Annotated in this window: 21 protein-coding genes; 19 read left to right on the top strand and 2 right to left on the bottom strand. The window is 70.0% G+C overall.

Features of this window, described 5'->3' with window-relative positions:
* The first annotated feature begins 4 nt into the window (after positions 1-4).
* From ACN8HC_RS02490 to ACN8HC_RS02470, 5 genes are all read left to right on the top strand, one after another.
* Entirely contained in the window at positions 5-673 is a 669-nt protein-coding gene (locus ACN8HC_RS02490; protein ID WP_490073285.1) for an HAD family hydrolase, read from the top strand.
* Positions 670-1,536, top strand: a complete 867-nt coding sequence (locus ACN8HC_RS02485; protein WP_490073284.1) for a phosphoribosyltransferase family protein — start codon at positions 670-672, stop codon at positions 1,534-1,536. The genes ACN8HC_RS02490 and ACN8HC_RS02485 overlap by 4 nt, the downstream gene beginning before the upstream one ends.
* Positions 1,529-2,410, top strand: coding sequence for a phosphoribosyltransferase family protein (locus ACN8HC_RS02480; protein ID WP_490073283.1), 882 nt, complete (start codon positions 1,529-1,531; stop codon positions 2,408-2,410). The genes ACN8HC_RS02485 and ACN8HC_RS02480 overlap by 8 nt, the downstream gene beginning before the upstream one ends.
* A 266-nt stretch (positions 2,411-2,676) precedes the next feature.
* Positions 2,677-4,449 (top strand): ABC transporter substrate-binding protein, encoded by a 1,773-nt coding sequence (locus ACN8HC_RS02475; protein WP_490073282.1) that lies wholly within the window; start codon positions 2,677-2,679, stop codon positions 4,447-4,449.
* A gap of 183 nt (positions 4,450-4,632) precedes the next feature.
* Positions 4,633-6,060: an amidase gene (locus ACN8HC_RS02470; protein ID WP_490073281.1), complete on the top strand. Its 1,428-nt coding sequence runs from the start codon at positions 4,633-4,635 to the stop codon at positions 6,058-6,060.
* A gap of 6 nt (positions 6,061-6,066) precedes the next feature.
* Here ACN8HC_RS02470 and ACN8HC_RS02465 read toward each other — a convergent pair whose 3' ends face one another.
* Complete coding sequence (locus ACN8HC_RS02465) at positions 6,067-6,579, bottom strand: hypothetical protein (RefSeq protein WP_490073280.1); 513 nt, start codon at positions 6,577-6,579, stop codon at positions 6,067-6,069.
* A gap of 235 nt (positions 6,580-6,814) precedes the next feature.
* On the opposite strand from ACN8HC_RS02465, the gene ACN8HC_RS02460 reads away from it, so the two are divergent.
* Both ACN8HC_RS02460 and ACN8HC_RS02455 read left to right on the top strand, forming a co-directional pair.
* Positions 6,815-7,957: a sensor histidine kinase gene (locus ACN8HC_RS02460; RefSeq protein WP_490073279.1), complete on the top strand. Its 1,143-nt coding sequence runs from the start codon at positions 6,815-6,817 to the stop codon at positions 7,955-7,957.
* Positions 7,954-8,637: a response regulator transcription factor gene (locus tag ACN8HC_RS02455; protein ID WP_490073278.1), complete on the top strand. Its 684-nt coding sequence runs from the start codon at positions 7,954-7,956 to the stop codon at positions 8,635-8,637. Before ACN8HC_RS02460 ends, ACN8HC_RS02455 begins: the two co-directional genes overlap by 4 nt.
* 123 nt (positions 8,638-8,760) lie before the next feature.
* On the opposite strand, the gene ACN8HC_RS02450 is transcribed toward ACN8HC_RS02455, so the two are convergent.
* On the bottom strand, positions 8,761-10,353 hold the full coding sequence (locus ACN8HC_RS02450) for an amidohydrolase (protein ID WP_490073277.1): 1,593 nt from the start codon (positions 10,351-10,353) through the stop codon (positions 8,761-8,763).
* Positions 10,354-10,501: 148 nt separating this feature from the next.
* On the opposite strand from ACN8HC_RS02450, the gene ACN8HC_RS02445 reads away from it, so the two are divergent.
* The 12 genes from ACN8HC_RS02445 to pdxY all read left to right on the top strand — a co-directional run bounded on the left by ACN8HC_RS02445 (position 10,502) and on the right by pdxY (position 22,399).
* Positions 10,502-12,055 (top strand): sunset domain-containing protein, encoded by a 1,554-nt coding sequence (locus ACN8HC_RS02445; protein ID WP_490073276.1) that lies wholly within the window; start codon positions 10,502-10,504, stop codon positions 12,053-12,055.
* Positions 12,056-12,121: 66 nt separating this feature from the next.
* Positions 12,122-12,934: a CPBP family intramembrane glutamic endopeptidase gene (locus ACN8HC_RS02440; RefSeq protein ID WP_490073275.1), complete on the top strand. Its 813-nt coding sequence runs from the start codon at positions 12,122-12,124 to the stop codon at positions 12,932-12,934.
* A complete protein-coding gene (locus ACN8HC_RS02435) occupies positions 12,931-13,587 on the top strand; it encodes an ABC transporter ATP-binding protein (RefSeq protein ID WP_490073274.1) in 657 nt (218 codons plus the stop codon). Before ACN8HC_RS02440 ends, ACN8HC_RS02435 begins: the two co-directional genes overlap by 4 nt.
* The gene (locus ACN8HC_RS02430; RefSeq protein WP_490073273.1) at positions 13,587-14,924 is read left to right on the top strand and encodes a hypothetical protein; all 1,338 of its coding nucleotides are present in this window, start codon (positions 13,587-13,589) and stop codon (positions 14,922-14,924) included. Before ACN8HC_RS02435 ends, ACN8HC_RS02430 begins: the two co-directional genes overlap by 1 nt.
* Positions 14,925-15,348: 424 nt before the next feature.
* On the top strand, positions 15,349-16,284 hold the full coding sequence (locus ACN8HC_RS02425; protein ID WP_490073272.1) for a MurR/RpiR family transcriptional regulator: 936 nt from the start codon (positions 15,349-15,351) through the stop codon (positions 16,282-16,284).
* Entirely contained in the window at positions 16,281-17,174 is an 894-nt protein-coding gene (gene murQ / locus ACN8HC_RS02420; RefSeq protein ID WP_490073271.1) for an N-acetylmuramic acid 6-phosphate etherase, read from the top strand. The genes ACN8HC_RS02425 and murQ overlap by 4 nt, the downstream gene beginning before the upstream one ends.
* Positions 17,175-17,233: 59 nt before the next feature.
* Positions 17,234-18,712, top strand: a complete 1,479-nt coding sequence (locus tag ACN8HC_RS02415; protein WP_490073270.1) for a long-chain-fatty-acid--CoA ligase — start codon at positions 17,234-17,236, stop codon at positions 18,710-18,712.
* 33 nt (positions 18,713-18,745) lie between these two features.
* Positions 18,746-19,186, top strand: a complete 441-nt coding sequence (locus ACN8HC_RS02410) for a MarR family winged helix-turn-helix transcriptional regulator (protein WP_490073269.1) — start codon at positions 18,746-18,748, stop codon at positions 19,184-19,186.
* Positions 19,187-19,213: 27 nt separating this feature from the next.
* Positions 19,214-20,269: an App1 family protein phosphatidate phosphatase gene (locus tag ACN8HC_RS02405; protein WP_490073268.1), complete on the top strand. Its 1,056-nt coding sequence runs from the start codon at positions 19,214-19,216 to the stop codon at positions 20,267-20,269.
* Positions 20,262-21,116: an Fpg/Nei family DNA glycosylase gene (locus tag ACN8HC_RS02400; protein ID WP_490073267.1), complete on the top strand. Its 855-nt coding sequence runs from the start codon at positions 20,262-20,264 to the stop codon at positions 21,114-21,116. The genes ACN8HC_RS02405 and ACN8HC_RS02400 overlap by 8 nt, the downstream gene beginning before the upstream one ends.
* 14 nt (positions 21,117-21,130) lie before the next feature.
* Positions 21,131-21,460, top strand: coding sequence for a rhodanese-like domain-containing protein (locus ACN8HC_RS02395; RefSeq protein ID WP_490073266.1), 330 nt, complete (start codon positions 21,131-21,133; stop codon positions 21,458-21,460).
* Positions 21,461-21,550: 90 nt separating this feature from the next.
* Positions 21,551-22,399 carry a pyridoxal kinase PdxY gene (gene pdxY / locus ACN8HC_RS02390; RefSeq protein WP_490073265.1) on the top strand — a complete coding sequence of 283 codons (849 nt, stop codon included), beginning with the start codon at positions 21,551-21,553 and terminating at the stop codon, positions 22,397-22,399.
* The last annotated feature ends 85 nt before the right edge of the window (positions 22,400-22,484 follow it).

Raw genomic sequence — 22,484 nt, 5'->3', positions numbered from 1 at the left:
ACGTATGGCGACGGCGCGCCCCGCGGGGATCAGTCTGGACATCTGGGGCACGCTGCTCGCCAGTGACCCGGCGTTCAAACCGGCCCGCAACACGATGTTGCGCGACGCGCTGGCGCCCTCCGTGCCGGCTGGTGTCTTCCACGCGGCCATGCGGCAGGCCGACCGGGACGTCGACGACCGCTGCGTGCGGGACGGCGTCGACGTCGGCTTCGCCGGACGGATCGAGGCCACGCTGCTGGCACTCGGACTGTCCACCGCCCCGCTCCCCGGCCGCGTCGAGGAGTTGTATGACGCGCAGCAGCGCCTCGCACTGGCCCATCCGCCGCGGCCGTTGCACGTGGAACTTCCCGCGGCCGTGTCCCGGCTGCCGATGCCGGTGGTGCTCACCAGCAACACCGGCATGCTGCGCGGTGAGCTGATGCGAAAACTGCTGGTGCGAGCCGGTTTCGGCGGCCTACCCGCCGTCTTCTCCAACGAGTTGGGCGTCGCCAAGCCGCATCCGCGGATGTTCGCCGAGGCGTGCGCGACGCTCGGTGTGCCGGCGGCGCGCGTGCTGCACGTGGGCGACAACCCGGCCGCAGACGTCGCTGGCGCGCGGACCGCCGGTCTCGCCGCCACCCTGGTGCAGCCGGACGACGTCTCGACGCTGCGCGTGCTGAAGGCATTCCGATGATCACCCGGGTCACCCGCGTCACGGCCCACGCGCTGACCGGCACCGTGACGCAGCCGGTCGACGCGCGCACGGGTGCGCCGTTCGACACCCGCACCTACTCCCTGATGAAGCATGGTGACCTGCCGGCCATGCACCGGCTCGCCGACGAGGTCAGTGATGCGCTGATCGCGGACTGCCCGTGGTTGCTCGCGGATCCGCGACCGGTGGTCCTGCCGGTGGCCTTCCTCGTCGCGCCGCCCGCGTGTCGCTACCTCGCCGACCGGGTCGCCGCCCGGCTGCGCGAGCTGCGGCCGGACGCGCCGGAGGCGCGCGTCATACAGGTCCGGAAGGATGCCGTGACGCACATCGACTACGCGGCATCATCTGCGGAGGACCGGCGAAACGACCTGGCCCGTATTGGTTTCCGGCTCACCGAGCCGGTGCGGGACGCGGTGGCCGTCGTCGTCGACGATGTGCGCGTCACCGGACTGGCCGAGCGGGTGATGCTCGATCTGCTGCAGGACGCCGGCATCGGCGAGATCGTCGCGGCATACATCGCGACCTGCGACGAGCAACTGGCCGCCGACCCGAGCGTGGAGGCAGCCCTCAACCACGCGGGGGTCCGCACGGTCCACGACATGCTGCCGTCCGTGCACCGCGGCGACTTCGTCCCCACGATCCGCTTCCTCAAACGATTGCTGGCCGACCCCGGAGTCGGCGACTTCCTCGCGGAGTGCCCACCGGACCTCGTGCAGCGCTTCCGGGCCGATGCCGAGGCGACCGGCCCGGACTTCCTGGCCGGCTATCCGGCCGGAACCGCCGCACTGTTCGCCGAGTCGGACCGACGGTCCGCTGCGACGCCGGAAGGAGCACGTCATGGCTGAGGGTGCGGCGCGCATCTGCCTGACCGAGCTGTCGTCGGCGCAGGGGCTGCCCGACGCGGCGCCCCTCGATCCGTCCGCCGGAGGCCCGGGACTGCTGCGGACAACGGTCGTCGACGCCCGCGGCTACTCCCGTTTCAAGCACGGCGACGTGGCGGTCGCTCGGCGGTTCGCGGTGGCGCTGGCCGCGCTGGCCGCCCAGCGGTTGCCGAGCCGCCCCGTGCTGGTGACGACCTCGGCCTTCGGGCACGTGCCGCCCGCGGCATACAGCCTGCTCGCGCCCTTCGTGCAGCAGTTGCGAGCCCTGCGGCCCGACCTCGAGGTCGGGACCTTCCGCATCAGGCGCGATGGGGTGAGCAACGGCGACTATGCCCGGATGACGGTGGCCGACCGGCGCGGTGCGATCGGCGCCGGCGACCTGACCCCCGAGCGTGACCTCGCCGGCGCGTTCGTCCTGGCGCTCGACGACATCCGGGTCACCGGCAACCACGAGCTCGCCGTCGACCGCTGTCTCGCGGCGGCCGGCGTCGCCGAAATGTTGCATTTGTATGTCGTTGACGCGACGCGCTTCGCCGACAGCCCCCAAATCGAGTCGATCCTCAACGAGGCCGCGATCGAGGGTCCGAGCGACCTGCTGGACATCGCTGCAGGCCGGCGCTTCGCGCCCAATGCACGGCTCTGCCGCCGGGTGTTGTCGCTCGACGCCGGGCAGCTGAGCTTCTTTGTGCAGCAAGCGGATCCGTCGTTGCTGGGGTGGCTCGATGCCGCGGTCGAACACGACCGGCTGGCCGCGGTTCCGGCATACACTGAGGGTGTGCGCCGATGGGATCTGGCGCGTGCAGCAGCACGTCCTGGCGTCGATGAGGGAGTCAGCTGAGAAACAGCTGAGTAACGTTCCGCATCGACCCGCAAGAGCACGCCCATTACGACTTGGCATCGAACTCGGAACGTTCAGAAACCGTCCAGGAAGTCCCCAAAGTCCGGCGTTACTTTTCGCGAATGTTGGTTCCACCTCCTGACCACGTGGCCTGAGCAGTGACCTGGACTGCTCAGTGCGTGGTGCGAGCCGGGGGTCTGGGGGCGGAGTGATGAACCGACTCTTCCTGGCAACCCCAGGAAGTGACGATCAAAAGGAGAATCACAATGCGCTGGACGAAAATGGTCGTGCTGACGGCCACGGGCGCCACTGCTGTGTCATTGGCCGCCTGTAGCAGCGGCGGCCCGTCGGGCAGCGGGAGCAGTGGTGGAGGCGGGAACAACACCGCGGCATCGCAGCAGACCTCGGCGGCGGTGGCCGCCACCGACCCGAACCTCAAGGGTCCGGCGCCGGCCATTCCGGGGGCGAAGAAGGGCGGCACGCTGTACATCGACGACGGCTCCAACCCGCCGACGATGGACCCGGCCGGCATCTACTACATCGACTCGAACGCGTTCGCCACGCAGTACCTCTACCGGGCGCTGACGCAGTACAAGATCGTCAAGGGCAAGCCGGTGCTGGTGCCCGACCTGGCGACCAACGTGGGGACCCCGTCCGCGGACGGCCTGACCTGGACGTTCAAGATCCGCCCGGGCCTGAAGTACTCCGACGGGTCGCCGGTCAAGATCCAGGACTTCGTCTACGGCATGGAGCGCACCTTCGACACCAAGGGTGTCGGCGCCAACGGCACCAACTACCAGATGCAGTTCCTCAAGGGCGGCGACACCTACAAGGGCCCCTACGCGCAGCCGAACGTGAAGTTCCCGGGTGTCACCACCCAGGGCACCGACACGCTGGTCTTCCACCTGACCAAGAAGATGCCGTCGTTCAACTACTTCGCATCCTTCCCGGAGTTCAGTCCGGTCCCCAAGGCCAAGGACACCAAGGGCAACTACCAGAGCAACCCGGTCACCACCGGTCCCTACAAGGTGCAGAGCTTCACCAAGGGCCAGAAGATGGTCCTGGTGCGCAACAACAACTGGAACGCGAACACCGACCCGGTGCGGCACGCCTACCCGGACAAGATCCAGATCAACTTCTCGATCGTCGACCTGCCCTCCCAGCAGCGGATCCTGTCCAACAGCGGTGTCGGCACCAACACGGTCAACATCGACCCGATCGACTCCTCGCTGGCGTCCAAGGTCACCGGTGCGCAGAAGAACCAGTTCGCGCTCGGCCCGTCCTCGTGTGAGTACTTCGTGGAGATCGACAGCCGCAAGGTGCCGCTCGACATCCGCAAGGCGATCGGCTACGCGTGGCCGTTCAACGAGATCCGCAAGGCGGAGGGCCTGTCCTCGCTGAGCTACCAGCCGGCGACCACGTTCGCGGCGCCGAGCCTGCAGGGCTTCAAGAAGTACCCGCCGCTGCCCTACGCCACCGGTCAGGGCAACGGTGACCCGGCCAAGGCCAAAGCGATGCTGAAGAAGGACAACAAGCTGGGCTTCCAGCTGTCCTACTACTTCCGCAGCGACAAGCCGACGGCCGTCAACGCCAACAACGCGTTGAAGGCCGGCCTCACGGCCGCGGGCTTCAAGGTCAAGGACCTGCCGGTCTCGACCGCGGAGTACGAGAAGAAGATCGCGGACCCGAGCGCCCCGGTGAACATGGGCCAGGGCACGCCGGGTTGGTGCTACGACTGGCCGACCGGTGACTCGGTCTACCCGGTCCTCTTCAACGGTGCCGGTATCTCCTCCGGCTTGTCGGTGGGTCAGTTCAAGAACGCCGCCGTCAACAAGCAGATGGACGCCATCGGCGCGCTGAGCCCGACCGCGGCAGCTCCCAAGTGGGCTGCCCTGGACAAGGAGCTGATGACGACCTACGTGCCGTCGCTGCCGGACAACTACTCGATGAACAGCGCGACGTACGGCAAGAACGTGCACAACGTGGTCATGGACCCGCTGATCAGCATGCCGAGCCTGTCCGATCTCTGGGTGAGCTGACGTCACCTCGCCCAACCAAGCAGGTGGCCGGCGGAGGCAACTTCTCCGGTCACCTGTCGGGTCGTCATTCTCCCTTTCGATGACCCCAATGGCGCAAGCCGCGAGTCCGGCGGAGTCACTGCCAAGCCGGGCCCGCGGCTTGCGTTTGTCTGTTCCGTAAATACCGACGAGTAAGTTGGCGGCGTGACCACTCGGGAGACCACGACCAGAGTCCACGCCTTCACCGACGACGCCCTGGGTGACCTGGACGCGACCGGTGTCGCCGACCGGATCCGGTCCGGTGAGATCAGTGCCGCCGAAGCAGTCGACGCGGCCATTGCGCGCGCCGAGCGGGTGGAGGAGGCGTTGCAGGCTCTCGCGTGTCCGGACTTCGAGCGTGCGCGGGCCCGCGCCCGGACGCCGGGAAGTGCCGAATTCGCGGGCGTGCCCGCTGCATTCAAGGACAACGTCAGAGTCGGCGGTATGCCGATGAGGGAGGGCTCGGCCGCCATACCGGCCACTCCGCTGGCGAAGGACGGACGCGTCGTCAGGCAATTCCGGCAGACCGGGATCATCCCGATCGGCACGACGACCATGCCCGAGTTCGGCTGGACCGCGACGACCGAGACGCTCAGCCGGCAGACACACAACCCGTGGCATCTGGACCACTCCAGCGGCGGCAGCTCGGGCGGCTCGGCGGCCTGGGTGGCGGCCGGCGTGGTCCCGATCGCGCACGGCAACGACGGCGGCGGCTCGATCAGGATCCCGGCCGCGGCCTGCGGTCTGATCGGGCTCAAGCCGACCCGTGGGCGGCTGCGGCTGACCGACGGCGGCGAGGCCATGCCGGTGCGAATCGTGACCGACTCCGTGCTGGCCCGGTCGGTCCGGGACGTCGCCAACTTCTACCTCGCCGCGCAAGGGGTGCACCGCAACCGGCTGCTGCCACCGATCGAGGCTGTCGACCGGCCGATCGACCGGCCGCTGCGCATCGGCCTGCTGCTCGATTCACCGGTCACCGCGCCCACCGACGGTCCGACCCGCGCCGCCGTGCAGTCCCTCGCCGACCTGTTGGAGACGCTCGGCCACCAGGTCGAGCCCTATGAGCTGCCGGTGCCCGAGTTCTTCCGCGACGACTTCGTCGACTACTGGCGATTCCTGGCCATGGTGCTGGCGGCCACCGGCCCGCGGGTCTTCGGACCGGGCTTCGACCGGGACAAGCTGGAGCCGCTCACACTCGGGCTCGCCGCGGCGGGCCGCCGGCGGCTCTGGAAGGCACCGGTCTACCTCTCCCGGCTGCTGGCGTCGTCCGTGGCATCGCGGGCCGCCTTCGCGAAGGGACCCGACGTCGTGCTGAGCCCGGTAGTCGGGCACACCACCCCGAAGCTCGGCTACCTCGCCGCGGACCTGCCCGCCGAAGAGCACTTCCGCCGGCTTGTCGAATACGCGGGATTCACCCCGCTGCACAACGCAACGGGTGCTCCCGCCCTCTCCGTCCCGGCCGGCACGACCGAGGACGGGCTGCCCATCGGCGCCATGCTCTCGGCCAACCACGGCACCGAGTCAATGTTGCTGCGGCTGGCGCTGCAGCTCGAGGAGGCGCGGCCCTGGCGACGGATCCAGGACGTGACGTAGTGGGGGTTAGCCGGCCGAGACGCCACCGGTGAGGACGACGTTCTCGGTCGACATGCGCGGTTCCACCCCCGAGTCGGGACCCTGGCAGACGCCCTTGATCCGGGTGCCGTAGATCATCCGGGAGCCGCTGTAGGTGCCGCTGCCGGTGGCGGCGGCATACGCCCCGGTGCCGTGGTCGATGTCCCAGGTTCCTTCGAGGGCGACCTTCGCCTGGCAGGCGGTCAGATTCAGCGCCGGCGTTTCGCTGCCGATGCGCACGTTGAGCACGACGGTGCCGTCGCGGAAGGTGAAGGTCGCCTGGCCACCGGTGTCGCCGATGTTCTCCACGTCGGTGCCGGCGCCGCTGATCGGTCCGTGCCCGATGACCTGGCCGACTTGTTCGGAAACGGCCGAGTTGTAGTGCAGCTGGAAGGCCTGGGCGGTCCCGGCCGGCGCTGCGTGCGCGACCCCGGCCGCGCCGGCGGTGAGCAGCCCGGCGATCGCAGTGGTCGTCAGCGAGGTGCGAGTGAATGTGCGCATTGGGTAATCCCCTTCTCCGTCAAGGTGATCCGTCGGTTGTGCCGGGATCGGCTGCCGGTCGTTCGCCGGCACGACCTACGGTGTCGCGGACGGGCAGTGGTGCGCGTCTGCCTGTGGTCGGAACTCGCCGTCGTGGCGGTATGACGTCCGGTGGTGCCGGTCTCGACCCGTGGGTGGAGGGCGCATTCAACCGGAAGTGGACGCGCCGGCGCCCGATCGGCGCGACGATGTCGGGATGGACCGCCCGACCCGCCCGTCGCTCTTCGACATCGCGCTCAGCGGATCCCTCACGGCCGGTGCGGTGGTGGAGGTTCTCAGCACTCCTGCTCTCGCGCCGAAGGTGCCGGCTCTGCTCGCCGAGGTCGTGATGGCGGCGGCCCTGACCTTCCGGAGGGTGCGGCCGCTGGCGGTGGTCGTGGTGGTGGCGCTCGCCGGTGTGTGCGACACGGTGTCCGGGGTCCCGCTCAATCAGGGGATGATGGTGCTGTTGGCGCCGGTGGTCGCTGTCTACACCGTCTGCGCCTGGACGTCGACCCGGACCGCCCTCATCGCGGCGGCAATCTTTCTGGCAGCCTTCGCAATTCAGACCTGGTCGTTCGGCAACGGCATCGGCAACTGGCTCTTCGGCTTCGTCTTCGTGATCGCGACGCTGGTCGCCGGCTGGACCATCCGGGCGCGCACAGCTGAGGCGGAGCGATTGCGTGAGGCGGCCGTCCGACATGAGGCGCAGCTGGAGCTGCAGGCACGGGATGCCGCCGAGCGCGAACGCAGCCGGATCGCACGGGAACTGCACGACGTCATTTCGCATTCCGTCACGGTCATGGTCGTGCAGGCCGGTGCGGCGGAGCGGACCGGCGACGGCGACCCTTCGGCGGCCGCGGCGATGCGCACCATCCAGCAGGTCGGCCGGCAGGCGCTCGGTGAGCTCGCCGGGCTGCTCGGCGTGCTGCGGGACGGAGACGAATCGCTAGGGCTGGGACCACAACCGGGCCTCAGTGCATTGCCGGAACTCTTCGAGCGATCCGCTGCCGCGGGCGTCGTGGTGCAGGCCGACGTTGCGCCGGAGCTCGCCCAGGTGCTGCCGGTCGGGCCGCAACTGGCGACGTTCCGGATCGTCCAGGAGGCGCTCACCAACGTGCGCAAACACTCGGCCGCACCGTCGGCACGGGCGCAGGTGCGTCTCGTCGACGGCATACTCCAACTGACCGTGGACGACGACGGGCCGGCGCGCGACGAACAGCCGGCCACACCCGGTGGCGGGTTCGGGCTGCGCGGCGCCAGTGAGCGGGCCAAGGTGTATGGCGGCACGGTGGACGCTACCCGTACGCCGGCCGGCGGGTTCCGCGTCTGCGCGCGGATTCCGGTGGAGCAGCGGTGAACTCGGACGAGGTGCTGCGGGTGGTCATCGCCGATGACCAGGCGCTGGTGCGGGCCGGTTTCCGGATGATCCTGCAGAGTGACCCCGGCATCGAGGTGGTCGCGGAGGCGGAGGACGGGCGCGCGGTGCTGGCCGCATGCCGCGAGCACCGGCCGGACGTCGTGCTCATGGATCTGCGGATGCCGGGCATGGACGGTGTCGAGGCGACGACCGCGCTGCGCGACGCCGGCCTGCCGGTGAAGGTGCTGGCGCTCACGACCTTCGACACCGATCGGTACGTGTATGCCGCGCTCCGCGCCGGGGCCGCCGGGTTCCTGCTCAAGACCGCGCCGCCGGACCGGCTGGTCGACGCGGTGCACCAGGTGGCGGCCGGTGACACACTGCTCGCGCCGAGCATCACCCGCCGGCTCATCGAGGACTTCACCCGGCACCCGCCGCCCGGCGAGGACGCGGCTGCCCTCGCAGCGCTCACCGCTCGGGAACGCGAGGTGCTGCGCGAGGTGGCGCACGGGCGCTCCAATGCGCAGATCGCGCAGCTGTTCTTCGTGTCCGAAGGCACCGTGAAGACGCACCTCAACCGGATCCTCGCCAAGCTCGGCGCCCGGGACCGCGCACAGGCGGTCATTGCGGCATACGAAGCGGGCCTCGTGCGGCCGGGGGAGCAGCGCGCGGCGGATTGAGGTGCGGGCCTGCTCGCCGCCGACTGGCACAGCAACTCGCGAGTGGCACAGCTGCAGCTGTGCCACTCGGTGGCAACTGTGCCACTCGGCGGCGGCGCAGGTTCACAACGCAAGCAAGAGGGACTAGTCGCGGTGCCAGCGGGTTTCGCCGCCGACGATCGTCTGCAGCACCTGGGTCTCCCGGATGCGCAGCGGCTCGTCGACCAGCACCGCTGGATCCGTGATGTCCGTGTCGACCGCGATCAAATCCGCCAGCCGGCCGGGCATGAGCGTGCCCTTGACGCTCGCTGCGCCGGTGAGTTTCGCCGGACCGGTGGTGTATGCCGCGATGGCCTCCGCGACGGTGATCCGCTCGGCCGCCTGAAAGCCACCCTCGGGCGAGCCGTCCGCGCGCTGCCGGGTCACCGCCGCGTGGATGCCGTGGAACGGATTGGCCTCCTCGACCGGCGCGTCCGAGCCGAACGCCAACTCGGCACCGGAATCCAGGACGCTGCGCCAGCCGTAGCCGACCAGATCGTGGTCGGCCAGCAGCGCGGTCACCAGGTCGATATCGCTGGTGCAATGGGTCGGCTGCATCGATGCGGTGACCGAGAGCTCACACAGCCGCGGCACATCGCCCGGCTGGAGGAACTGCGTGTGCTCGATCGACAGCGGCAAGGTCGTGCCCGTGTCGCGGCGGACCTGCTCGTAGACGTCGAGCACCACATGATTGGCCTCGTCGCCGATCGCGTGCGTTGCCACCGCGATCCCGGCCTCGACGGCCGCGCGCGCGGCGTCATACAACTGCTCGTGAGTCATCACCGGCATCCCGCGATTGGCCGGGTTGTCGGCGTAGCCCTGACTCAGGTATGCCGTACGCGACCCCAGTGCCCCGTCGCTGAAGAACTTCACCGGCCCGACCCGGAACCAGTCGTCCCCGTCCCCGGTGCGCCGCCCCTCGCCGATGGCCGTCTGCAGCGCCTCCATCGGAATGCCTTTGGTGACACGGATCTTCAGTTGTCCGGCATCCTTGATCGCGAGGTATGCCGCCCGGGTCTCCTCGCCGTTGAGGTCGGTCACCGAGGTCAGGCCGACCGAGAGGAAGTGCTCCTGAGCGGCCAGCAACGGCCCGCGCAAGTCACCCTGTGCGGGCCCCGCGGCGATCTCACCGATCGGGTCCTGGCCGTTCTCCCGCAGGATGCCGGTCGGGTTGCCTGCGGTGTCGCGCACCGCCATACCACCGGGCGGGTCGGGCCACGACGCGTCGATGCCGGCGGCCCGCAATGCCACCGTGTTGGCCCACAAGGTGTGCCCGTCGATGCTGGACAGGGCGACCGGGTGATCGCCGCTCACCGCGTCGAGGTCGGCAGCCGTCGGCAGGACCGGCCGCTCCCACTTGTTCGTGTCCCAGCGGCCGCCGAAGACCCAGGCGCCAGAAGGCAAACCCTCGACGTGGGCGCGGACCAGCTCGAGCGCCTCGGCCAGGGATCGGGCGGCCCGCAGGTCGACCGCTGCCAGTGCACGCGCCACGCCGGCAGTGTGAATGTGCGCGTCGTGCAGCCCCGGCAGCACGAGCGCCCCGGGCAGATCGAGGGTCGTGTCCGGCGCGTGGCCGGCGGCCAGCTCGCCGTACGTTCCGGCGGCGATGATCCGGTCGCCCTCGACGAGGAGTCCGGTGACGAACGGCTGCTCCGCGTTGCCGGTGTAGATGCGCGGATGACGGAAAAGTGTTGACACGAGCGCCAGCTTAAGGAGGGATGGAAAGGCGCGGCGCGCTAACCCGGCGCCCGCACGTTCTACCCGTAGTGTGAGCGAAACGGCGGTCGGCAGCCCGTCTCCCGGGCGCCATTCGTCAACGTTCTTCACTGAAAGGGGTCGGTCAGAAATGGTTTGGATCTGGATTGTGATCGCCATCATCGTGATCGCACTGATCGTCTGGTGGCTGCTGTCCCGTCGCAAGAGCGTGGGCGGTGCCGGTGGCCAGGCCACGATCGGGCGCCACGTGGCGTCGAGCGACCGCCCCGCGGACACGACAGCGGCCGGAGCCGCCGCGGGGACCACGGGTCAACCGGTGTTCGACCAGGAAGCACGCGCCGAGCGTCCGAGCACCGACCTGGGCGGTCAACCGGTGGGCGCCGAGGAAGAGGCGGCGGAGGACGTCGGCCGGCCGAACGAAGCCGGTGAACCGGAATATGTCGCCCGCCCCGACGAGGCTGCGCGTGGAGCGTCCGGCGCGCCCGAACCCGTCGTGCACAACACCGGCTCGCTGGGTGACGAAGAGGTGGTCGCGAGCGGCACCGCCGCCGGCGACGACCATGCCCAGGTCCGCGCCGCCGCCGACGCGGAGGTCGCCGCGGAGAACGACGACCCGATGATCCGCCCGGCGGGCGCCCCCGGCGAAACCGCCGCCGAGGCCGTGCAGCACGACGACGCCTCGTTGCCGGAAACCCCGGTGGAGCAGCCGGCCGAGGGGCAACTCGGGTCGGCGAGCGAAGCCGAAGCGCCGGACACGGCTGCCTCCGAAGCGGTCACCCCGGAGCCGACCACCTCCGAACCGGCTGCCGCCGAACCGACCACCCCGGAACCGGTTGCCGCCGAGCCAGCCGCCGAGGACGTCTCGACGGCACCGCCGTCGAGCGAAGAGAGCGCCGACCAGAGCCGCGAGAGCACCGGCTACGCCGCGGTGGGCGGCGGCGCCGACGAGGCGGTGGCTGCCGACGAGTCCGGCGTCGACCCGATGACCGAGCGGTTCGGCGTGGGAGCTGTGTCCCCCCGGCCGGACGGTTCTGCGCCGGTGGGACACCCGATCAAGGGCAACGCCGACTCGATGCTCTTCCACACGCCGGACAGCCCGCGCTACGAGGCGACCAGCCCGGCGGTGTGGTTCACCGACGAGGCGGCGGCCACCTCGGCCGGCTTCGCCCACTGGGACCGTGAGAAGCGCGGCAGCGCGATCCCGGCCCAGCCACCGGTCGGCGATGCCGCACCGACGGAGAGCGCGATGCCGGCACGTGAGCAGGACGTCACGAAGCCCGGCTCCGCGCTGCCGACCGAACCGGTGCAACCGCCGGCACCGGCCGAGGAGTCGCCACTGCCGGCCCAGCCGGACGAGTCGCCGGCGCAGGTGGAGGAGTCGACGGCGCTGCCCGCCGAGCCGGAAGAACCACCCGCACAGGCTGAGCAGTCCACGGCGCTCCCGGCCGACGAAACCGCGCAGCCTGACCCGATGCGCGAGCAGTTCGGGGAGGGCGCCGCCTCGCCCCGGGAAGACGGGAGCGCGCCGTCGGCTCGCCATACGATCAAGGGCAACGCCGACACCATGCTCTTCCACACACCGGACAGCCCGCACTACGAGCAGACCGAGGCCGAGGTGTGGTTCACCGACGAGGAGTCCGCGAAGGCGGCCGGTTTCAAGCACTGGGACCACCTGAAGAGGTAGTCGCCCCGACCTGACCCTGGGCAGACGCGCCTGCGTCGGCCCAGGGTCAGGTGGTTATATGGCCGGGTGACGGCCCTGACGCGTGAAGTTCGCACGCTGTGGCGCGGACCGCTGCGAGTGCCGTCGACCTCTTTACGGCGACCGACGCTGGTCACCGAGACGATTCTGCTGCTGCTGCTGAGTCTCGGCGCGTCGGCGATCTACTCGATCCTGTCGATCATTCGCGACCTGCAGTCGACGGTCGCGCTCAACCAGCAGACCTCCTCGCTCAACAGTTCGGCGACCAGCCAGTCGTGGCTCGACCTGGTCTACCAGCTGGTCGGTATCGTCCTCGGCGTGGTGCCGGCGCTGCTCGCCATCCATCTGCTGGCACGCGACATCCCGCGCACGAGGCGCTATCTCGGCATCGACACCACCCACTGGCGCACCGATTTGGCCTGGGGCGCGGGGATGGCGGCGCTGATCGGCATCCCGGGGCTCGGGCTGTATGTCGTCGCCCGCGACCTGGGGCTCAACACGACCGTCGTCGCCGCCGATCTCGGCAGCCACTGGTGGGTGACGCCGATCCTGCTGCTCTCCGCGGCGCAGAACGCCATCGCCGAGGAGGTCGTGATGGTCGGCTACCTCTACACCCGCTGGAGCCAGGCGGGGTGGGCGCTGCCCGCGGTCGTCGTCTGCTCGGCGCTGATCCGCGGCAGCTACCACCTCTACCAAGGGTTCGGCGGGTTCGCCGGCAATATCGTGATGGGGCTGATCCTCGGCACCGTCTATCTACGCACCAGGAGAGTTCTTCCCTTGATCATCACCCACACGATCCTCGACTCGGTCGCCTTCGTCGGGTATGCCGTGCTGGTCGGCCACGTCGGGTGGCTCTCATGAGCATCGCGGTGCCCACCTTCCAGCGGATCAAGGCGGACAAGGTCACCTGTGTGCAGGGCGAGGTGACGATGCTGCCGCCCACCTCGATGACGGTGAAGGCCGGGGAGAACATCGCGATCGTCGGTGCCAACGGTGCCGGTAAGACAACCTTTCTGCGCGTGCTCACCGGCAACCTGCAGCCCACCAGCGGCACGGTGACGATGGACGACCAGCCCATCGACGAACGCGACCCGGCCACCCGGCGGGTCATCGCGCCCTTGATCGGCCCGGTCGCCGGCTACCGGGACCTGACCGTCGCCGACCACCTGATCCTCATCGACCAGACCTGGGGCGGTGACCGGGAGGGCGCCGGCGAACGCATCGCCGCGGTGCTCAACCGGCTCGACATCATGCGCTTCGGCAATCGCTACCTGGCCGAACTGTCCTCCGGTCAAAGACAACTCGTCGAGCTGGCGATGGTGCTGCTGCGCCCGTCGGCGCTGCTCGTGCTCGACGAGCCGGAGCAGCGCCTGGACGAGGAACGCCGTGCCCTGCTCGGGGAGGTGCTGCGCGAGCGGGCCGACGCGGGCGGCGCGGTCGTCTGGGTCTGCCACGACAAGGCGCTCGCCGACTCGACCGCCACCCGCATCGTCCGCTTCCCGCAGGGCAAGTGATGCCCACCACGAAGGCAACACCCGAGGAACGCGAAAGGCTCTCCGACGCCTACGAATTGCGTTATCGCGGCGACGGCGGCCCGATGTCGTCGTCACTGTTCGGCGCCTACCTCGCGGCGCTGGTGGGGACGGTGTACGGCTCGATGCTGGCGCACTACCTCTTCGACGAGTGGCCGGGCATCCGGCGCTTCTTCCAGCAGCAGCCGTTCGCCACCATCGGCATCGCGATCCTCACCGTGCTGGTGCTCGCGGCCGTCGCCTTCAAGGTCGGCGCCGCCAGAGGGCCGGTGCTGCCCGAGCCGGGGCACATCGAATTCGTCGTGGCGACAGACCTTCCGCGCCGGCTGACGCTGCGCGACTCGTGGTGGGGCAGCCAGTTGATGGTGATGACCGCCTGCCTGTGCCTCGGCGTCGCGATCCCGATCGGCTTCGCGATGTCCGGCGGTGCTCCGGTCGCGCTCGCGATCGGCGCCGTGATCGGGTTGCTCGGCGGCCTGTTAATCGTGCAGTCCTGGCTGCGCGGACAAGCGCGCGGTCACGCCCCGATCGGCCGTATGGCGAGCTGGCCGCTCGTCGAAGCGCTGCCGGGACCGGAGCTGCTGCGCCAGTCGCTGCTGTCCGAGGCCGTCACCTCGTCGCTGATCGTGTCCGACACCAGACGCGCGCGGGCGCAGGCGTTCTCGCTGAAACTGCGGCACACGCCGGAGCAGATCCGGGTCGCCGGTCCCCACCTGACCGTGATCATGGCCGACGTCTACGGCATCCTGCGGACCTGGACCTCGTCCCTGGGCTGGGCCGTGCTCGAGCTCCTCGCCCTCGTCGTCGTCGGGCTGCACGCCGTGCAGAACGCCAGCTCGCCGCTGCTGCTGCCCATTGTGCTGGTGCTCGCGCACATCGCAGCGACCGGACTCACCCGAGGGCTCCAGGGGCAGGCCGCCGCGGCCGGGGACCAGTCGCTGCTCGGGTTGTCCTGGTCGCACGAAGCGATCCTGCACCTGGCGCCGGTGGCGGTGCTGCAGTTCGTGATCGTCACGGCGGTCGGTGTGCTGACCGGATCCGGCGCGAGTGCCGCGGCATACGGCCTCGGCGCGGCGCTGCTGATCAGCGGTGGGCAGTTGCTCTACGCACACAAGGGTCCGGCGCCCGGCGGGCTGATGGGCACCGGTCCCGGCCGGGGGATGGGCGTGTTGTGGGCGATGCATCCCGGGATCGTCGTGCTGGCAGGCGGATTCGCCGCCACCCTGGCACCGAGCACCGTGGTGATCGCCGGTGCCGTCGTGCTGGCGATCGGCTACGCCCGCAGCTCGGCGGCGTTCAGCCCGGCACGAGTCGGCTGACGACCTCGGCCATGTCGATGCCGTCCACGGACGTGCCGGAAATGCTGCCGATGACGATCACCCCGCCTCCTTCGGACTCCGTCGTGCAGTGAGCTTTCAGCGGCTTCGCAGTTCTGCGAATAACTGCCGGAGATCCCCGCTGAGCGTGCACTATTGATCATGCGCTTCGACGCTGGCGCCCGACCGGGTCGTCGTCCGCTGTTGCCGATCGCAGGCCCCATCCGATCGCGTCGAATGAACCGTCATGAAGCCCACCCGTCACGCCCGAGCTGATGTGAATCTTTTTCGATTCCTGGCACACAATTGGCACAAGCTTTCCGGCGGGTGGTTACAGTGACGGGCGAGAACCGCAGGAGGTATAGGGGCACCAGCCACTACGAATCGCATCTCGCGACGCCTCGCGTCGAGGGCCGAAAGGGGCGTCATGGCCAAGGATTCCACTGATCCGTCGGCAGATCCGACCCGTGACGTGCTGGTGCGGATGAGATCGGCGCTGCCGCAACTGCAGCCCGCCGAGCACCGCGTCGCCGAGGTGGTCCTCAAGGACCCCGCTGCGGCGGCACAACTTTCCATCACCGAACTGGCCGGCCGCGCCGACACCTCCGTGGCCACCGTCGCCCGCTTCAGCCACAGCGTCGGCTTCGGCGGCTACCCGCAGCTGCGGCTGGCGCTCGCCGGTGCCGCCGCACGCGAGTCGGCGCTCGGAGCGCCGGGCCGGCGGCCCCCGGCCGATCTGGACGAGGCGGAGACGACCGAGGACATCGTGGCGGCGATCGTGCACCACGAGGTGCGGGCGCTGCAGGAGACCGCCGAGCACCTCGACCTGTCGGCGCTCGACGCGGCGGTCGCGGCGGTCGCGGCGGCTCCGCGGGTCGAGATCTTCGGCGTGCAGGCGAGCGGTCTGGTCGCGACGGACCTGCAGTACAAGCTGATCCGCGCGGGCCGGGTCGCCTTCGCCTGGACCGAGTTCCACGCCGCCATGACGTCGGCGGTGCTGCTCGGTGCCGGGGACGTCGCCATCGGCATCTCGCACTCGGGCAGCACGCTCGACGTCATCGAGGCGCTCGCGGCGGCCAAGGAGGCCGGCGCGACGACGATCGCGATCACCAACTTCGCCGGATCGCCGATCGTCGAGCACGCCGACATCGTGCTGACCACCGCCGCCCGGGAGACCGCGTTCCGTTCGGGGGCGCTGGCCAGCCGCACCGCCCAGCTCGCGGTCGTCGACTTCCTCTTCGTCGGCGTCGCGCGGTCGGCGCTGGAGGCGACGACCGAGGCGCTGGCGCGGACCCATCAGGCGGTGCGCGCCGGCAAACCGCTCAAACGGCGCCGGTCGGCTCGGCGGCGGAGCCAACCGTGAACCTCGGCGACCTCACCACCGAAGCCCGCAACCCGCGCAGCAACGGTCTGGACGCGATGGACACCCGGCAGCTGCTCGAGCTGATGAACGACGAGGACCAGACCGTGGCGCTCGCCGTGCGGCGCGCGCTCCCGGAGATCACCGAAGCCGTCGAGCTGATTGCCGAATCGCTCGGCTCCGGCGGTCGATTGATCTATCTCGGTGCGGGCACCAGCGGACGGCTCGGACTGCTCGACGCGGTGGAGTGCCCGCCCACCTTCGCCACCGACCCGGGCCAGGTGACCGCGCTGCTGGCCGGCGGCCAGGACGCGTTCGTGCAAGCCGTCGAGGGTGCGGAGGACGACGTGGTCGCCGCCGCCGAGGACATCGATGGCCTGGACGTCGGACCGCGCGACACCGTCGTCGGCATCGCGGCGAGCGGGCGCACGCCATACGTGATCGGCGGACTGCGGCGGGCCCGCGAACGCGGCGCCCACACCGTGGCGCTGGCCTGCAACACCGGCTCGCTCATCGGCCGGGAGGCACGGGTCGCGATCGAGGTCCCGACCGGGCCGGAGGTCCTCACCGGGTCGACCCGGCTGAAGGCCGGCACCGCGCAGAAGATGGTCTGCAACATGCTCTCGACCGCGGCGATGGTGCGGACCGGCAAGACCTACGGCAACTTCATGGTCGACATGCGGCCCACGAACGCCAAGCTGGTCGACCGGGCGCGGCGCATCGTGGCCGCCGCGACCGATGTCGACGAGGACGCCGCCGCCGCGGCGTTGGAGGAGGCCGGCGGCCGGACCAAGGTCGCCGTCGTCATGCTGCTCGCGGGCGTCGGCGCGGACAGTGCGGACGAGCTGCTGCAGCAGGGCGACGGCAGCGTCTCGGCGGCCGTCGCCCACTGAACCGGTCGCGCCGCGCTGATCCTGTGACCTGGATCACGTGAGCCAACTACAGTTGCGCCATGACGAACCTCGCGGCCAACCTCGCCCAGACCGCCGAGCAGCACCCGGACGCCCTGGCGATCAAGCTCGACGACTTCACGCTGACCTACGCACAGTTGCGCGACGCCGCCGCTCAGTTCGCCGGCAAGCTGGCCGCCCGCGGCATACGGCCCGGCGATCGCGTCGCGCTGTCCCAGCCCAACCTGCCGACCTTCCCGGCGATCTTCTACGGCGCACTCTGGGCGGGCGCGACCGTCGTGCCGATGAACCCGCTCCTCAAGCCGCGCGAGATCGCCTACTACCTGTCCGACTCGGGTGCCTCGGTGATGTTCGGTATGCCGGGCGACGGCCAAGAGGGCGCACAGGAGACCGGCACCGACTACGAGGTCGTGGATCCGACCGGCCTCGCTGCGCTGCTCGGCGACGCCGATCCGCTGCCCGAGCCGGTGGACCGCGCCGACGACGACACCGCCGTCATCCTCTATACCTCCGGCACCACCGGGCACCCCAAGGGCGCCGAGCTGACCCACCACAACCTCGACGACAACGCGCGCATGGTTCTCGACCAGTTGGTGCCGGTCGGTCCCGGCGACGTGATCATGGGCTGCCTGCCGCTCTTCCACGTCTTCGGCCTGACCTGCGGGCTCAACACCGCCGTCGCCGCGGGCGCCGCGATCACGCTGATCCCGCGCTTCGAGCCGGGCAAGGTGCTGGAGATCATGCAGCGCGACCGGACCACCGTGTTCCAGGGCGTGCCGACGATGTACAACGCGATGCTCGCCGCGGCCGCCGACCACGACGTCGACCTGTCGTCGCTGCGCACCTGCTGTTCCGGTGGGGCATCGTTGCCGGGCGAGGTGATGCGCAAGTTCGAGGAGCGCTTCGGCGCCACGATCCTGGAGGGCTACGGGCTGTCCGAGACGTCGCCGGTCGCGTCGTTCAACCTGCCGGACCGGCCGCGCAAGGTCGGCTCCATCGGGGTGCCGCTCAAGGGGGTCGAGATGCGGCTCGCCGAGTCGGACGGCTCGGACACCCCGAAGGGCGAGATCGGCGAGATCGCGATCAAGGGCGACCTGATCATGAAGGGCTACTGGGGCCGCCCGGACGCCACCGCCGCCGCGATCCGCGATGGCTGGTTCTTCTCCGGGGATCTCGCCCGTCAGGACGAGGACGGCTACTTCTTCATCGTCGACCGGGCGAAGGACATGATCATCCGCGGCGGCTACAACGTCTATCCGCGGGAGGTGGAGGAGGTTCTCTACGCACATCCCGAGGTCGTCGAGGCGGCGGTCATCGGCGTGCCGCACGAGCACTACGGCGAGGAGGTGGCGGCATACGTCGTGAAGGAGCCGGGGTCAACACTGGACGCCGAGACGTTGACCGACTACGTGAAGGAACGCGTCGCGGCATACAAATATCCGCGGACGATCACCTTCCTGGACGCGCTGCCCAAGGGCGCGACCGGCAAGATCCTCAAACGCGAGCTCCGCGCGGATTGACGGCACATAGAATATCTATGTAAGGTGCCGGTCATGGTCTCCGAAGACGTCGATCTCGAGGGCGCCCGCCTGCTGGCGGCAGTGGCCCGGCTCAATCGCTGGGCGACCCGGCACGCCGAGTTGCGGATCCCGCCGGCCCAGGGCCGACTCCTGTCGCTCATCGACCAGATCGGCCCGGCGCGCATCGGTGAGCTGGCGCATGCCGACCACTGCAGCCAGCCGACGATGACGACCCAGGTGCAGCGGCTGGAGGCCGCGGGCTGGGCGACTCGCTCCGCGGACGACAGTGACGCGCGGGTCGCCCTGATCCAACTGACCGACGAGGGCCGCGAGCAGCTGGAGCGGCTGCGCGCAGCTCGGGCCGCGGCGCTCGCACCCGAGCTGGCCCGGTTGAGTGACCAGGAGCGCGAGGCGCTGCGCAGTGCGACCGAGATCATCCTGCGCGTGGTTCACCCGGACGACCGTGACCAGTAGTCCGCGCTGCCCCGTAACCTGAGCCGTATGGCGAAAGTCCACCCCGCCGCCCGAGCCGAGGACGCGATCAATGCGGTCGTCGCCCGACGGCTGCGCAAGCGGGGCTGGAAGCTGCGGGTGCTGCCCTACACCGGCTATGCCGGCACCGGCTTCGCGCGCGTGCTGGCTCGCGTCGTGCTGGCGCGTGCCGGCCAGGGCGCTGCCGTCCCGACCGTCGAGGCCGCGGTGAACCGGCGCGGCTTCATGGCCTTCTTCACCGCGCCGCTCGCCGACGTCGAGGTGAGTGTGCGGTGCGGGACGGCGACCGCGACGGCCACGACGGACCGCGGCGGTTATCTCGACGTCGAGCTGACCGGGCACGGCCTCGAGCCCGGCTGGCACACGGCGACCATCAGCGTCGACGACCTGCAGGTCGCGGCGCCGCTGCAGGTCATCGGCCCGGACGTGCGCTTCGGCATCATCAGCGACGTCGACGACACCTGCCTGGTGACCACGCTGCCGCGACCGATGATCGCGGCCTGGAACAGCTTCGTGCTGCAGGAGACCGCCCGCAAGGTCGTGCCCGGCATGCCCGCGATGTACCGATCGGTGCTCGCGTCCCGGCCGGGCGCGCCCATCGTCTACCTGTCCACCGGCGCGTGGAACACGCAGCCGATCCTCGCTCGGTTCCTGCGCCGGCACGGCTTCCCGTCGGGACCGATGCTGCTGACCGACTGGGGCCCGACGGGCGACAGCATCTTCCGCAGCGGACGAGCGCACAAGCACGAGTCGCTGCGGCGGCTGGCCCGCGAGTTCCCGCACATCGCTTGGCTGCTCGTCGGTGACGACGGTCAGCACGACCCGGTGCTCTACGAGGATTTCGCGGTCGACCACCCGGACAACGTTGCCTGCATTGCGATCCGGCAGCTGACGCCGACTCAGCAACTGCTGTCGCACGGTCACCCGTTGGTGCGCGACGAGCTGCGCGGCCGGCCGATCCGGACGATGGTGTGCGAGGGCCCCGACGGCTTCACGCTGCACCGGCTGGTGCGGCGGGCGCTCGCCCAGGAGTCCGACGGCGCAAGGAGTGATGCCGGTGCCTGAGTTGCCTGAAGTCCAGGGACTGGTCGACTTCCTGGCGTCCCGCGTCGTCGGACTGCCGGTCGCCCGCGTCGAGCTGGGCTCCTTCTCGGTGCTCAAAACGTATGACCCGCCGGTGGACTCGCTGGGCGGGCTGTCGGTGACCGACGTGACCCGGCACGGCAAGTGGATCGATCTGGACGTCGACGGCATTCACCTGGTCTTCCACCTGTCCCGCGCCGGGTGGCTGCGCTGGTCCGACGCGCTGCCGCAGACGGTGGTGCGACCCGGCAAGTCACCGATCGCCCTGCGGGTGCGGTTCGCCGACGACTCCGGCTTCGACCTCACCGAGGCGGGCACCCAGAAGCGACTGGCCGTCCACGTCGTGCGCGACCCTTCCGCTGTGCCCGGGATTGCCTCATTGGGGCCGGACCCGTTCTCGCTGTCGCGGGCGGACTTCGCCGAGCTGCTGCGCGGCTCGCGCAGCCAGGTCAAGGGTCTGCTGCGCGACCAGTCGGTGATCGCGGGGGTCGGCAACGCCTACTCCGACGAGGCGCTGCACGCCGCGAAGCTCTCGCCATACGCCGTCGCCGGGAAGCTGGACGAGGAGCAGGTCGACCGGCTGTATGACGCCCTGCGCGACGTCCTCACCGAGGCGATCGCGGGAGCGTCCGGCAAACCGGCGAAGGAGCTGAAGGACGCGAAGCGCTCCGGTATGCGGGTGCACGGGCGCACCGGCGAGCAGTGTCCGGTGTGCGGCGACGTGATCCGCGAGGTGTCGTTCGCCGACCGGTCGATGCAATACTGCGCGACCTGTCAGACCGGCGGCAAACCGCTGGCCGACCGGCGTATGTCGCGCCTGCTCAAGTAGGTGAGGATGGACCCATGAGCGAATCGACGACTCCCGAGCAGCTGGCCGACGACGCCGTCGTGATCGACGTGCGCGAGCAGAACGAATGGGACGCTGGGCATGCCCCGGGCGCCATCCACATCCCGCTGGGCGAGCTGCCGGCGCGGCTCGGCGAGCTCCCCGAGGCCGACGAGCGCGACCCGCTGCCGATCGTCTGCCGGTCCGGCAACCGCTCCGGCCGTGCGGTCGCCTGGTTGAGTCAGCAGGGCTTCGACGTGGTCAACGTCGACGGCGGCATGAAGCAGTGGGCGGTCGCCGGCAAGCCGGTCGTCGCGGACTCGGGCGCTGAGGCTCAGGTGATCTGAGCCTCCTTTCGGGGTCCCCGCGAAGTATCGACGGAGGAGCGCAGCGGAGGAGTCGAACTTCGTGGGGTGTCCTCCCAATACACTGCCGCGGTGAACATCCTGTCGATCCAGTCCTCGGTCGCCTTCGGTCACGCGGGCAACAGCTCGGCGGTGTTTCCGTTGCAGCGGCTGGGTTTTGAGGTGTGGCCGGTCTACACGGTGCACTTCTCCAACCACACCGGGTATGGCGAATGGCGTGGTCCCGTCTTCGAGCCCGGGACCGTCGCCGACGTGATCACCGGCATCGAGGAGCGCGGCGTGCTCGGGGAGTGCGACGCCGTGCTGTCCGGCTATCAGGGCGGCGAGCAGGTCGGCGCGGTGATCCTGGACGCGGTCGCCCGGGTGAAGGCCGCCAACCCGAAGGCGATCTACTGCGCCGATCCGGTGATGGGGGATGTCGAGCGCGGTTTCTTCGTGCGGCCCGGCATCCCGGAGTTCATGCGGGACAAGGTGATTCCGGCGGCGGACATCGTCACGCCCAACCAGTTCGAGCTGGACTACCTGACCGGATCCGAGGTGCGCACGGTCGAGGAGCTGCTGCGCGCCGTCGACGCATTGCGTGCTCGCGGCCCGCGGGTGGTGCTGGTGACGTCGGTGCAGACCGACCAGACGCCGGCGGACTCGGTGCAGCTGGCGGTGGTCACCGACGACGGCGCCTGGCTGGTGACGACGCCGCTGCTGCCGATGTACGTCTCCGGTGCCGGCGACGCCACCGCGGCGATCTTCCTGGCGCGCTGGATGACCGAAGAACCGGCGAAAGCGCTTGCCGATACGGCGGACGCGGTGTTCGCCATCATGGAGCGCACTCACGACGCGGGCACCCGGGAGATCCAGCTGATCCAGTCGCAGGACGCGATCGCGCACCCGCAGGGGCGGTTCGAGGTCGTGCCGCTGCGCTGAGTGACGGCAGCAGTCAGCGGTGTCACCGCTGCCTCGCCGACTCTGACGGCCAGATTCACGTCTGACGGTCGAATTCGGCCGTCAG

Source organism: Flexivirga sp. YIM B11880 (assembly GCF_058148645.1).
The sequence above is the reverse complement of the archived record's forward strand: the minus strand, read 5'-3'. Positions and strand labels throughout refer to the sequence as shown.

Bases quoted from the DNA above. Each gene is read 5' to 3' on its own strand.
- ACN8HC_RS02490 (WP_490073285.1), top strand. From the start codon at position 5: ATGGCGACGGCGCGCCCCGCGGGGATCAGTCTGGACATCTGGGGCACG.
- ACN8HC_RS02485 (WP_490073284.1), top strand. From the start codon at position 670: ATGATCACCCGGGTCACCCGCGTCACGGCCCACGCGCTGACCGGCACC.
- ACN8HC_RS02480 (WP_490073283.1), top strand. From the start codon at position 1,529: ATGGCTGAGGGTGCGGCGCGCATCTGCCTGACCGAGCTGTCGTCGGCG.
- ACN8HC_RS02475 (WP_490073282.1), top strand. From the start codon at position 2,677: ATGCGCTGGACGAAAATGGTCGTGCTGACGGCCACGGGCGCCACTGCT.
- ACN8HC_RS02465 (WP_490073280.1), bottom strand. From the start codon at position 6,579: ATGCGCACATTCACTCGCACCTCGCTGACGACCACTGCGATCGCCGGG.
- ACN8HC_RS02460 (WP_490073279.1), top strand. From the start codon at position 6,815: ATGGACCGCCCGACCCGCCCGTCGCTCTTCGACATCGCGCTCAGCGGA.
- ACN8HC_RS02445 (WP_490073276.1), top strand. From the start codon at position 10,502: ATGGTTTGGATCTGGATTGTGATCGCCATCATCGTGATCGCACTGATC.
- ACN8HC_RS02435 (WP_490073274.1), top strand. From the start codon at position 12,931: ATGAGCATCGCGGTGCCCACCTTCCAGCGGATCAAGGCGGACAAGGTC.
- ACN8HC_RS02430 (WP_490073273.1), top strand. From the start codon at position 13,587: ATGCCCACCACGAAGGCAACACCCGAGGAACGCGAAAGGCTCTCCGAC.
- ACN8HC_RS02425 (WP_490073272.1), top strand. From the start codon at position 15,349: ATGGCCAAGGATTCCACTGATCCGTCGGCAGATCCGACCCGTGACGTG.
- ACN8HC_RS02415 (WP_490073270.1), top strand. From the start codon at position 17,234: ATGACGAACCTCGCGGCCAACCTCGCCCAGACCGCCGAGCAGCACCCG.
- ACN8HC_RS02410 (WP_490073269.1), top strand. From the start codon at position 18,746: ATGGTCTCCGAAGACGTCGATCTCGAGGGCGCCCGCCTGCTGGCGGCA.
- ACN8HC_RS02405 (WP_490073268.1), top strand. From the start codon at position 19,214: ATGGCGAAAGTCCACCCCGCCGCCCGAGCCGAGGACGCGATCAATGCG.
- ACN8HC_RS02395 (WP_490073266.1), top strand. From the start codon at position 21,131: ATGAGCGAATCGACGACTCCCGAGCAGCTGGCCGACGACGCCGTCGTG.